The 13,059-nt window shown below is 68.7% G+C and carries 5 protein-coding genes; 3 read left to right on the forward strand and 2 right to left on the reverse strand.

Translation table 11 applies throughout. The features are described 5' to 3' along the window. Positions 1–29 precede the first annotated feature (29 nt). The 3 genes from RMN86_RS03145 to RMN86_RS03155 are packed head-to-tail and all read left to right on the forward strand — an operon-like array spanning position 30 to position 2,727. Positions 30–1,085, forward strand: coding sequence for a type II glyceraldehyde-3-phosphate dehydrogenase (locus tag RMN86_RS03145; protein WP_309604372.1), 1,056 nt, complete (start codon positions 30–32; stop codon positions 1,083–1,085). Further along, positions 1,082–1,387, forward strand: a complete 306-nt coding sequence (locus RMN86_RS03150; protein ID WP_309604373.1) for an HAD hydrolase family protein — start codon at positions 1,082–1,084, stop codon at positions 1,385–1,387. The genes RMN86_RS03145 and RMN86_RS03150 overlap by 4 nt, the downstream gene beginning before the upstream one ends. Further along, the gene (locus tag RMN86_RS03155) at positions 1,384–2,727 is read left to right on the forward strand and encodes a glucoamylase family protein (RefSeq protein ID WP_309604374.1); all 1,344 of its coding nucleotides are present in this window, start codon (positions 1,384–1,386) and stop codon (positions 2,725–2,727) included. The genes RMN86_RS03150 and RMN86_RS03155 overlap by 4 nt, the downstream gene beginning before the upstream one ends. A 7-nt stretch (positions 2,728–2,734) precedes the next feature. On the opposite strand, the gene pgm is transcribed toward RMN86_RS03155, so the two are convergent. Then, positions 2,735–4,408, reverse strand: a complete 1,674-nt coding sequence (gene pgm, locus RMN86_RS03160; RefSeq protein WP_309604375.1) for a phosphoglucomutase (alpha-D-glucose-1,6-bisphosphate-dependent) — start codon at positions 4,406–4,408, stop codon at positions 2,735–2,737. Between the two features lie 81 nt (positions 4,409–4,489). Then, on the reverse strand, positions 4,490–13,030 hold the full coding sequence (locus tag RMN86_RS03165) for a GH36-type glycosyl hydrolase domain-containing protein (protein ID WP_309604376.1): 8,541 nt from the start codon (positions 13,028–13,030) through the stop codon (positions 4,490–4,492). Positions 13,031–13,059 lie beyond the last annotated feature (29 nt).

The following is a 13,059-nucleotide window of genomic DNA, read 5'->3' on the forward strand; positions in this document are numbered from 1 at the left end:
TTGGATCGAACATCGCCGGAGGGTTCGTGTTGGACGGGACGATTGGGGTGGCTGTGAACGGCTACGGCGTGATCGGCAAACGAGTCGCCGACGCCGTCGGGGCGCAAGGCGACATGCGCCTGGTGGGCGTAGCCGATATTGCAACCGACTGGAGAACGCGCGTCCTGCAGCCCAAGGGCGTGCCGCTCTTTGCCGGCACAGCGGAGGCGCGGGAGGCGCTGCGTGCCGCCGGCGTGCCGTCGGCGGGCGGCCTGGAAGACCTGCTTGGCGCCGTGGACGTCATCGTCGACTGCACGCCCAAGCACGTCGCGGCCGAGAATGTGCCGATCTATCGCGCGCGCGGGCTGAAGTTCATTCTTCAGGGCGGAGAGAAGCATGCCGTCACCGGCCACTCGTTCGTCGCGGAGGCCAATTTCGCAAGCGCGGTCGGGCGCGACGCGACGCGGGTTGTCTCCTGCAACACCACGGCGACCGTGCGCACCCTGACTGCCCTCAAGCGAGCGGGCCTGCTCCATCGCGCCCGGGGGACCCTGCTGCGCCGCGCCACCGACCCGTGGGAGAGCCACCTGGGCGGGATCATGAACACGCTTGCCCCGGAGTCCGAAATCCCCAGTCACCAGGGGCCGGACGCCCAGACGGTCGATCCCGACCTCGATGTCCTGACCATGGCGGTCAAGGCGCCCGAAACCATCGGACACCTGCATTACTGGTCGGTGCAGATGACCCGCGACGCCACCAGGGACGAGGTGCTGGATGCGTTCGGCGCCTCGTCGCGCATCGTGCTGATGAAGGACGAATACGGTCTGGACGCCCTCAATTCCGTGAAGGAACTGATGGCCGACAGGGGTCGCTCGCGCGGCGATCTCTATGAGGTCGCGCTTTGGGCCGACATGCTCAAGGTCCAGGGCGACGAGCTGTTCTACGCCTACATGGTCGACAATCAGGCCATCGTCATTCCCGAGACGATCGACGCCATACGGGCGCTCAGTGGCCGCGAGACGTCCGGACCCCGTTCGATCGAGGCGACCGACGCCGCGCTGGGGATCGGAGGCGGCCTGTTCGCGCCCCGGCCGGTTGGCCCGTGACGTTTCGCACGCTCGGCGAGGCCGGCGAAATCACCGGCGTTCAGGCCAACAAGGGTGGAACGGCGCGGACGCTGGGCGCGATCCTGCACTTCGATCGGCGGAGGGCGACCGTCGTCGGCCAGATGACCAACCCTGTGGCGATGGTCCAGGCGGCGGGTTTCGCGGTGGCGACGGGTCATGCGCCGGACATGGCGACGGCGACCGTTGGCGTGGTCGCAACCCCCAACCGCGACGAAGGCCGCGCCGACGCTGTCGATCCGTTCGCGCGGCCTCGCCGCCCGGCGCCGCCGGTTGCGTCATGAGTGCGGGCCTGCGCGCCACCGAGTCGGAGCTGGAAACGCTGCAGCGCGAAACCTTCGACTATTTCCTCAACGAGGTGAATCCCGCCAACGGCCTGATCCTCGACAAGACCGCCGAGGCCTGGCCGGCCAGCATCGCCGCGACCGGGCTGGCGCTGGCGTGCTACCCGGTTGGAGTCGAACGCGGCTTCATGACCCGCAAGCTGGCGGTGGAGCGCACGCTGGCCACCTTGCGCTTTTTCTGGCAGAGCCCTCAGGGGCCGGAGCCGGACGCCACGGGACATCATGGCTTCTATTATCACTTCCTCGACATGCAGACGGGGCGGCGCGCCTGGGACTGCGAAGTCTCGACCGTGGACAGCGCCTTCCTGCTCGCGGGCGCGCTGACGGCGGGCGCCTATTTCGACGCGGACTCGCCCGACGAAGCGGAAATCCGCACCCTCGCCGACGGGCTCTATGCGCGCGCCGACTGGGTCTGGGCGCAGAATGGCGGCGCGACGGTCACCCACGGCTGGCGACCGGAGAGCGGGTTCATCGCCTATCGGTGGGAAGGCTACGACGAAGCCTTGTTGCTCTATGTTCTGGCGCTGGCCTCCCCGGCCCACCCGCTGCCGCGGGCAAGCTACGACGCCTGGCTGTCCACCTATCGGTGGGAACGGTGCTACGGCTACGACTATCTCTACGCGGGGTCGCTCTTCACACACCAGCTGTCGCACGTCTGGATCGATTTTCGGGGCATCCAGGACGCGTTCATGCGCGACAAGGGCATCGACTATTTCGAGAACAGCCGGCGCGCAACCTACGTGCAGCAACGCTATGCGATCGAAAACCCGCGCAGGTTCGCCAGTTACGGGGAGCATTGCTGGGGGATCACCGCCAGCGAGGGGCCCGGCCCCGCAACGCTCAAGCTGGCCGGCGTGGAGCGCACCTTCTTCGACTATCTTGGACGCGGCGTCCCCTACGGACCTGACGACGGAACCCTGGCCCCCTGGGCGGTGGTCGCATCCCTGCCCTTCGCCCCTGATATTGTGCTGCCCGCCATCGCCTTCTGCATTCACCAGGCCAAGCTGAAGGAAGCCAGCGCCTACGGATTCAAGGCGTCGTTCAATCCGACTCATCCTGGCGAGCCCGGAAACCCATTTGGCTGGTGGGTCTCGCCGTGGCACTTCGGACTCAATGAGGGTCCCATCGTGCTGATGATCGAAAACCACGCCAGCGGCATGGTCTGGCGATTGATGCGCCGCTGCCGCCCTATCCGGGACGGCCTGCGGCGGGCGGGATTTGCCGGCGGGTGGCTGGCCGGGACCGACCTCGCGCCGGAGGATGCGCCGCGCGAGGCGTGAAGGTCGGTCAGTCCGGCGCCGGCTCGCCGCCGGCGCGCTCGAAAAGCTCGCCGATCAACGCCTGGGCCTCGCGCTGGATATCCCGCAGGTGGTCAGGGCCGAGGAAGCTCTCGGCGTAGATCTTATAGACGTCCTCGGTGCCCGAAGGCCGCGCCGCGAACCAGCCGTTGCGGGTCCGCACCCGCACGCCGCCAAGCCCGGCGCCGCCACCGGGTGTCGTGGTCTCTACGGCGATCACAGACTCGCCCGCCAACTGCGCGATCTGGAAGTGTTCGGGCCCGGCCTTCGCCAGAACGGCCTTTTGCCGGCGCGACGCGGGCGCGTCCAGGCGTTCGTAGAAGGGTGTTCCCAACGCCTGGGTCAGGCCCCCGTAGAGCACTCCAGGATCCCGCCCCGACGACGCGGTGATTTCCGCGGCCAGAAGGCCAAGCAGAAGGCCGTCCTTCTCGGTGGTCCAGACAGTGCCATCCCGACGCAGGAACGCGGCGCCGGCGCTTTCCTCCCCGGCGAAACCGAGCGCGCCGCGTGTCAGGCCGTCGACAAACCAGCGAAAACCCACGGGGGTTTCGATGAGCTGACGCCCCAGCTGGCTCGCCAGCCGGTCGAGCATCGCGCTGGTCACCATGGTCTTGCCCACCGCGCAGGCGCCTGGCCACGCCGTCCGCGCCCCGAACAGGTAGGAGATCGCGGCAGAAAGATAGTGGTTGGGGTTCATCAGGCCTTGCGAGGGGGTCACGATCCCATGCCGGTCCGCGTCGGTATCGTTGCCGAAGGCGATCTCGAACTGCGACTTCAAGCCCACCAGCCGCGCCATGGCGTAGGGTGACGAACAGTCCATGCGGATCTGGCCATCCCAGTCGGCGGTCATGAACCCGAAGGTGGGATCGACCACTTCGCTGACTACGGTCGCGTTCAGTCCGTACCGGTCGATGATCGGCGCCCAATATCCCACGGCCGCGCCCCCCAGCGGATCGATCCCGATGCTCACGCCGGACGCGGCGATCGCGGCCATGTCCAGGACCGACGGCAGATCGGCGACGTAGGGCGAGGTGAAATCGAACCGGCGGACCTCCGCTGAGACGCGGGCGCGGGCGAACGGAATTCGGCGAATCCCCACCAGTCCGGCGGCGAGGAAATCGTTGGCAAGGCGCTCGATCGCGCCGGTCGTGACGGCGTCCGCGGGGCCGCCGTGGGGCGGATTGTATTTGAAGCCGCCGTCGGCCGGGGGATTGTGCGACGGGGTGATAACGACGCCATCCGCCAGTCCCTGGCTGCGGTCGCGGTTGTAGCTGAGAATCGCATGCGAGATCACCGGCGTCGGCGTGTAACCGCCGGCGGCATCGATCATCGTCGTCACGCCATTGGCGGCGAAGACCTCCAGCGCCGTCACGAAAGCCGGTTGCGACAGCGCATGGGTGTCAATACCCATGAACAACGGGCCGTCGACGCCGCGGGCCTTGCGATCAATGCAGATGGCCTGAGTGATCGCCAGGATATGGGCTTCGTTGAACGCGTTGTTGAACGCCGAGCCGCGGTGGCCGGAGGTCCCGAAGGTCACCCGCTGCGTGGCCACCGTCGGATCGGGGCGACCCTCATGATAGGCCCTCAGCAGCCGGCCCACATCCAGGAGAGACGCAGGCTCGACGAGCTTGCCCGCGCGCGGATCGACATCGGACGACATCAGCACTTAACCCCTTTGGCGGCACATCCGCCGGTTGCGGCGTCCAACGCCGGGTCAAGGGTCCCGCGCGAACGTGCGCCTTCAGCCCAGACGCACCGTAACCCGGTGCGCCACGCCATCGTCCACGAGCGGGATCGACAGCGGGCGCCCCGGAATCGTCACGCCATCGAGTTCGGCGCTCGCGATGCCGCGTTGCACACCTTGCGGATTCTCGACGACCACGGCGTAGCGCGAGGCGCCATGCCGCAGGGTGATCTCATAGCGCGGCCATGAGCCCGGGATACAGGGATCGATATGCAACGCGCCGCCGGCCACGCGCAATCCCAGGATGCTCTCGACGCCCGCGCGCTGCATCCAGCCCGCCGAGCCGGTGTACCAGGTCCAACCGCCGCGCCCGACATGGCCCGCGGCGGCATAGACGTCGGCCGCCGCCACATAGGGCTCCACCTTGTAGCGATGCATGTCGGTTCGGGTGCGGGCGTTGTTGATCGGGTTGAGCAACCCGAACAAGGCGGCAGCCTTGTCTCCTTCTCCCAGTCCGGCGAACGCCATCACCGACCACAGCGCGGCGTGGGTGTATTGGCCGCCGTTCTCGCGGAGGCCGGGCGGGTAGCCCTTGATATAGCCGGGGTCGCGATGGGACCGATCAAAGGGCGGCGTGAACAACAGGGCCAGTCTGTCGTGCGGCAGGATCAATTCGCGGTCGACAGCGTCCATGGCCAGGGCCGCGCGGTCCGGCCGCCCGACGCCCGACAGGACCGCCCAGGACTGGGCGATGGAGTCGATGCGGCACTCCTCGCTGGTCGCGGAGCCGAGCGCGGAGCCGTCATCGAACCAGCCTCGAAGATACCAATGTCCATCCCAGGCTTCGCGTTCCAGCGCCGCGCGCAGCGCCTTGGCGTGCGCCGTCCACCGGGCCACGCGCGCCTGATCGCCGCGAGCCTCGGCAATGGGCGTGAAGGCGCCCAGCGCGGTGTGCAGCAGCCAGCCGAGCCAGACGCTTTCGCCCTTACCCCCCACGCCGACCCGGTTCATGCCGTCATTCCAATCGCCGCCACCGATCAGGGGCAGGCCGTGGCGGCCGACCATCAGGCTGGCGTCGAGCGCGCGGGCGCAGTGCTCATAGAGGCTGCCGTTCCCGGGCAGGACGGTGGGCAGGAAGAAGCTGTCGCTCTCGCCGGGATCGAGCGCTGGGCCGTCCAAAAATGGCGTCAGTTCGTCAAGCACCGCGACATCACCTGTCACCGTGACGTAGTGCGCCGTGGCGTAGGCCAGCCAGGCCCGATCGTCCGAAATGCGCGTCCGCACGCCCTGGCCCGAATGCGGCAGCCACCAGTGCTGCACGTCACCCTCCAGGAACTGGCGGCCGGACGCGCGCAGCAGGTGCTCTCGCGTCAGCGACGGCCGCACCGAAGCCAGGGCCATGCCGTCCTGCAGTTGATCGCGAAAGCCATAGGCGCCGCTGGCCTGATAGAAGCCCGATCGCGCCCAGACTCGACACGCCAGGGTCTGATAGGTCAGCCAACCGTTGAGCATGATGTCCATCGACCGGTCGGGGGTCTTCACCTGGACCGAGCCGACGACCTCACTCCAGAAGCTCCGAACCTCGGACAGCACGGCGTCCAGGTCGGTATCGCGGTAGCGGGCGATGAGGGCGCACGCCGCGGCCTCATCTGGGGTGTCGCCGAGAAACACGTCGATCTCGGCGACCCCGTAGGGCGCGATCTCCAGGGTGGTCTGCAGCGCCGCGCACGGGTCCAGGCCGGACCCGACCCGTCCCGAAAGCGCACCTTCATTCGCCAGCGCCGCCGGCCAGGCGAGCGCGCCATTGCGGCCAATGAATTCGCGGCGGTCGCCCGTCCAGCTCGTCTGGCGCCCGGCCAGATCGACGAAGGCGACCCGGTCGCCGAAGGCCGGGTTCCAGGGGTTGTTCGCCAGCAGGGCGCCGTTATCCGGATCGATCCGCGTGGAGATGAACGGCGCGCCGGCGGTGCGCGAGGGCCCCAGCGCCCACTCGACATAGGCGGTCACTGACAGACGCCGGGTTCGGCCGGAGAGGTTGCGGAGCCGCAAGCGGGAGATCTTGATCGGGTCGGCGAGCGGCACATATTCCAGAAGTTCGGCGGCGATCCCGTGCGAGGTGTGTTCGAAGCGGCTGTAGCCCCATCCATGCCGCGCGACATAGGTCCCCGCCTCGTCCCGGATCGGCAGCGCCGTCGGGCTCCACAGGTCGCCGGTCTGCTCGTCCCGCAGATAGAGGGCCTGGCCCGGCCGGTCGGTCACCGGGTCGTTGCACCACGGGGTCAGCTGACGCTCGCGGCTGTTCACCGACCAGGCGTAACCGCCGCCCTCCGCCGATACCTGGAACCCGAAACCCGCATTGGCGACCACGTTGATCCAGGGGGCGGGCGTCGATTGCCCCGGTCCGAGGGTTGTCACATATTCCCGTCCGTCCTCGGCGAAACCGCCAAGTCCGTTGAAGAATTCCATGCCGGGGGCCGGCCGCGGGACCTGAAGCTGCGAGGTCGCCAGCGGACGACGTGGTGGAACCCGTCGCGGTGGTCCGGCCTCGGGCGCACGCTCCAGCTGATCAACCAGCCGTCCGCGGTCCCCCACCAGGACCACGCGCGCCACAGCGCCAAGGAGCGTCCGCGCCTCGGGCGAGATCAGATCGGCGCGCAGCATGAAGGTGTGCCCGGGCGGCCGCTCGTCGCCGATCTGAGGCCGTGACTGGCTGGCCCTCACCAGGGTCTCGAGCGCGGTCTGGAATTCCTGCACGTAGGACGACCCCCGCTCGTTGAGGATCACCAGATCCACCGCGAGCCGCTTCATCCGCCAATACTCGACCGCCTGAAGCGCCTCCTTCACCAGCCCCAGCTGATGAACGTCTTCGACACGGACCAGCAGGATCGGCAGGTCGCCCGAAATGCCGAGCGGCCACAGACCTGGCTGCCCGCCCCGGCCTCGGCCGATCACCTCGGACGGCGGCCGCAGCACCTGCGCGGCGTAGATCATGTGTCCGGCAAGACGCTGGTATTGCCCCGCATCGCTTCGATCGACGCCGAGGTGGTGCAACTGAACCTGGACCTGGGTCCAGGCCAGGGCCGCGGCGCGTTTGAACGCACCGACGTCATGGTGCTTGTCGACCAGGTCCAGCACCGCCTCGCGGGATGACGCGACCATCGTCCAGAAATCGATGCGGGCCGTTGCGCCCGGCGCAATGCGCACGCGGCGCCGCAGGGCGAAGATCGGGTCGAGCACCGGGCCGGTCGTGCCCGAGAGAGGCCGGCCCGTGAGGATCGAACTGGGGGCGCGGACGCTGCCGCCCCGACTGAGGAACCGAGCGCGGTCGGTCTCAAACTCGCGTTTGCCGACCGTCTCGCCGTCGACAACCGCCAGATGCGCCGCCCAGACCTGCGGTTCGCTCGGCGAGCGCTGCCGCCGCCGCGCCACGATGGCGCCCAGACCGGCGAGATGTTCCGTTTCGATGAACATCTTCGAGAACGCAGGATGAGCGACATCGGCCGACTGTGGACCCAGCACCAGTTCGGCATAGGACGTGACTTCGATTTCACGCGCCCGATCACCCGCGTTCGAGATCGTCACCCGGCGGACTTCCGCATCGTCTTCGGCGGAGACGAGCACCTGGAGATTGGTCGAGACGTCACCGTCCCGGCGGGTGAATTCCGCCCGATCCTCGTTGAACGTGACCGCATAGGCGTCAGGCTCAGTCCCGGCCGCCTGGTAGGTCGCCGTCCAGACCTCGCCGCTGGCGGCGTCCCGCAGATAGATATAGGCGCCCCAGTCGTCGCAGGTCGCGTCGTCCCGCCAGCGCGTCACGGCCAGATCGCCCCAGGTGCTGTAGCCGGACCCGGCGGCCGTGAGCATGACCGAATAACGGCCGTTCGACAGCAGCTGGGTCGCCGGCGTCGCCCCGTGCGGGCTGGTGTTCCTCCACGCGGCCGGTCCTTCGATCTCGCGGACCCGCGCCGCGGATGTTGTCTCGGATACCAGTGGCGGCGCGGCGATGACCTCCCGCGGCGCGCGCTCCTGCAGCAGCAGCTCGGTCGCCTGCACCATGGGCTCAGCGTGGAAGCGGCTGCGCATCAGGCCGTCGAGCAGGGTGTCGGCGATACCGGCGATCGTCATGCCCTGGTGGTGCGCCATGAAGGCTCGCACCAAGGCGACGGGTTCGCCGTCGGGGACCCGCGCCGGCGTGAAATCCAGCGCCTCATAGAACCCGTACTGGCCTTGCGCGCCAAGGGCCTCCAGCCGCTCAAAATTGCGAACGGCGGCCTGCGGGTCGATCATGCTCGCCAGGGCCGTGGCGTAGGGCGCGACGACGGCGCTATCGGCCAGGCCGCGCTTCAGGCCGAGGCCGGGCACCCCGAAGTTGGAATATTGATAGGTGAAGTCCAGGTCGCGCGCGTTGTAGGCCGATTCAGACACGCCCCAGGGGGCGTTCAACCGCCCGCCGTACTCGATCTGGCGTCCGACGATGAGCCGATTGGTCTGCTCGATCAGGCTGTCGGCCGGCGCTCTCATGACGATGGAGGGCATGAGATATTCGAACATCGACCCCGACCACGAGATCAGCGCCGCGCCGCTGGCGACCGGAGTGACGGCGCGGCCAAGGCGGAACCAATGCCGCGCGGGTGCGTCGCCCTTGGCGATGGCGATGAAGCTCGCCAGGCGCGCTTCGGAGGCGAGGAGATCATAGCAGCTGGGGTCGAGGGCGGCCTCCGACGTCTGATAGCCGATCGACAGCAGCAACCTGTCAGGATCGATGAGGAAGCCGAACTCCATCGCCATCGCCAGCGCGTGGGCGGTCCGCGCCAGGTTCAGGAGGCGCGCATCCAGCGGGCCGCTCGGCGGCTCGGCAGCGTCGCGCCGGTGGCCCTCGATGCCGTTGCGCACGGCGTCGGCCCAGAACTGAAGGTCCGCGCCGGTCTGGTCTTCTTCCTGAAGGGCGATCTCGCCGACCGCGTCGGCGAGGATTGCGGCCTGTTCGGAAATCCGCGCCAGCGCCGCCTGAGGCTCGGCGGCTCCGGCGCGAAGCAATTCCCCCGAGAGGCGTTCGATCTGGTCCTCGAGCCGTCGCCACGAGACCGCCGGTGACTTGCGAGCTTCCCGGAGACGCCGGGCCTCGTCGCGGACAAGGTCGAGGCCATCCGACGCGCCTTGCAGACGCTGCTCGAGTGACAGGCCCTGGCCTCGCCAGTCGCGGCAGGCGTGGGCGACCGCGATCAGATGGCCGGCCAGATTTCCGCTGTCCACCGAGGATATGTACGGCGGATCGAGCGGACGCAGGTCGCGCGTATCGTACCAGTTGTAGAGATGCCCGCGGTGCTTGGGCAGGCGAGCGACCGTCGCCAGAGTTGCCTCCAGCCGCTCAACGGCCTCGAGGGTCCCGATCCAGGCGAAATCCCGCGCGCTCGCGACCGCCAGCAGGTAGAGGCCGATGTTGGTCGGAGACGTCCTGTGCGCCACCACGGGCTCCGGCGTCTCCTGGAAGTTGTCCGGCGGCAGCATGTTGTCGTCCGGGGTGACGAAGACGTCGAAGAACCGCCAGGTCCGTCTGGCGATCAGGCGCAGGGCGCGGGTGTCGGCCTGGTCCAGGGCGCGGCGGCCGGCGACGCGCGGCGACAGGCTCGCCCAGAGCGCGGCGGCGGGGGAAATGACCCAGGCGAGCGCGAACGCCGCGGCCAACGGCCAGGCGCCTTGTCCGCCGGCCCAGGCCACGGCGACCGCCGCGGTTGCGATGATCGGGGCCCCCGGCATGCTGCGGTAGAATTGCAGAAGTCCCGGGGCCGGGACCGCCGCCGCCTGGGCCGCGGGCACCCATTCGAGGAGGTGACGACGGGTCAGCGTGAGGCGGACTAGCGTGCGGAGGATGGCGTCGCTCATCAGCCAGGCCTGATCCGCCAGGAAGACGATCATCAGTCCGAGCTGGATCAGCGCGAAGCGAAGCTCGCCTGCGAGGGCGCGATAGTGGCTGGGCAACGAAACGCCGGGACGGCGTGGAACGATCTCGGCGATCACCGGGATCAGCGGTGGCAGCGCCATGGTCAGGACGATGAAGACCGTCCAAGCGACAGCATCTCGCAGAGGCAGGGCCCAGCCCGCGACAAGCGCCGTCACCAGGGCGGGCGCGGACAGCGAACGCCGTACGTTGTCGAGCATCTTCCAGCGCCCGATGGCGGGAAGGCCTCCTCTTGGGCCGGCCCCCAGTATCCATGGCAGGAGCTGCCAGTCGCCCCGCGCCCAGCGATGGTGGCGCCGCGCGGCGACATCGTACCGGGTGGGGAATTCCTCGACGACCTCGACGTCGGACGCCAGCCCGGAGCGGGCGAAGACGCCCTCGAAGAGGTCGTGACTGAGGAGGGCGGACTCGGGGACGCGACCTTTCAGCGCCGCCTCGAAAGCATCCAGGTCATAGATGCCCTTGCCGGTGTAGGAACCTTCGCCAAACAGATCCTGGTACACGTCCGACACCGCCGCGGCGTAGGGATCGATCCCCGAGGCGTTTGAGAACACCCGCAGAAACAGCGAACCCTCGCGCCCCACCGGCAGGGCCGGCGTCACTCTCGGCTGCAGCACCGCATAGCCCTCGACGACCCGCCCGAGCACGGGGTCGATGCGGGGCCGGTTGAGCGGATGCGCCATCTTGCCGATCAGCCGCCCGACCGTCTCGCGCGGCAGCCTGGTGTCGGAGTCCAGGGTGATCACGAACCGGACCTTCGAGGGGACCGGCGGGGGCGCCAGGAATGTGGTGTCCTGCGCGCCACGCAGCAGCCGATTCAGCTCGGACAGCTTGCCGCGCTTGCGCTCCCAGCCGATCCAGCGCCCCTCGCCCCTGTTCCAGACGCGCCGACGGTGCAGCAACAGGAACCGTGCGCCGCTGGCGGTCGCGGCATACCGGCGGTTCAGCCTGGCGATGCCTTCCTGGGCCGCCTCCAGCAATTCTTCGTCGCCGTCCTGCTGTTCGCTCGCCGCGTCGGCCCAATCCGACAGCAGCGCGAAGTGAAGATCGCCTTCGGGGCTCGCCAGGTAGTGGATTTCCAGGCGCGAGATCAATTCCTCGATCTCCGGCAGGGAGGTCAGCAGCGTCGGAACGGTCACCAGTGTCCGCAGGTCGGGGGTGATCCCGCCGCGCAGCGCCATCGCCGGCAGCAGGGTCGCGTGGAATCCCTGGGTCACGACACGGTTCACAATGGCGACCGCAAGGTCGACCGCGGGGATGAGTCCCAGAATCGCCAGCGCAAGCAGCCACAGCGCGTTCAGGCCGCTTGCCGCGGCGATGAAAAGCGGAATGGCCAGTAGGCCTGCAGCGACCAGGGCGCCGACGCCGACATACCCTCCGATCCCCAGGGCGCGGTACACCCGCCCCGGCATCGAGTGGGCAGGCGGTCGAAAGCCGATTTCGGCCTCGAATTCGGCTCTGCCGCCGGCGATCAGAGCGTACCCAGGGTCGTGTCGTCGCGGGTCACCCCCGGGGCCGTCAGTGTCCCGCGCTCGGCCAGCCATGGCCACGGCCGCGTGGGCCACGGCCAACTCGCTGAGATGGGAGCCCCGGGCGAGCTGTTCGACGGCGTTTCGGTAGAGATTGCGGGTCGGGAAATCCATGTCCGCGAAGGGGCTTCCAGCCTTGAACACCTCGTCCACGAGGCTGATGCGCTCGAAGAGCTCCGTCCAATCCACGTTGGAGATGAGGCGCATGCTGGTGATGATGTTGCGCACCGTGACGCTGCCGGACACCTGCCTCTGGTGCTCGTCGCGAACCACCGCGTCAGCCGTCGTTCCCTGCCGCGCCAGCTGGTCGTCGAGCCACTCCAGCGCTGGGGCGATGCGCGGATCCTGATCGCGAAGGCGATGGACCAGTTGCACCAGGAACGCGTCCGGGAACGTCGTCTGGGGCTGCGGGTAGAGCACGCTCTGCGCGGGTTCGGCGGCCCGGCCCCCGGCGCCCAGCACTCGGTCGGCCAGCGCGTCCGCGGCGCGACGGCCGGCCCGGCTGTCCATGATCCGCTGGGCGATCCGCCTGAGGTTCTCGATCAGCACGATGCGCAGGGTGATGGCGACGGCCCAGAGTTCGCCGATGGTCAGCGGCTGGACCTCCTGGTAGGCGCGGAGATAGCGACACAGGATCTCCGGATCGAAGAGGCTGTCGGTATGGGCGACAAACGCCCAGGCCACGCCGAACACGCGCGGATATCCGGCGAAGGGTCCTCCGGCGAGCTTGGGGAGCTGACGGTAGTAGCCTGGCGGCAGATCTCCCCTGACCTCCCGAATCTGCTTTTCGACGACGTGAAAATTGTCGATCAGCCACTCGGCCGCGGGGGTGATTTCCGCGCCGGCGTCGATCGCCCCGGCGACGTCGCGATAGGCCGCCAACAGCACCGCCTCGTCATCTGCGAGCCGCTTCGAGAGTATAGCGCCCCGCACCACCGGGACGGTGACCTCCTGCGCCGCGGCCAAGCTCCGCGCGTGCTCCTCAAGCCGCTCGGCGCCGAAGAGCTCGGCACGTATGGGCGCGCCGTCGTCCCAGGGCGCTCTCGGGTGCGCGCCTCCCAGCAGGCCGCGGAACGGCGTGGTCAGGTCGGGCCCGCGGCGGAGCAGCATTTCCTGCGCGCGGGCGCCGGGCTCAAAAC

The organism is Phenylobacterium sp. (genome assembly GCF_031360265.1).
Taxonomy (GTDB): Bacteria; Pseudomonadota; Alphaproteobacteria; order Caulobacterales; family Caulobacteraceae; genus Phenylobacterium.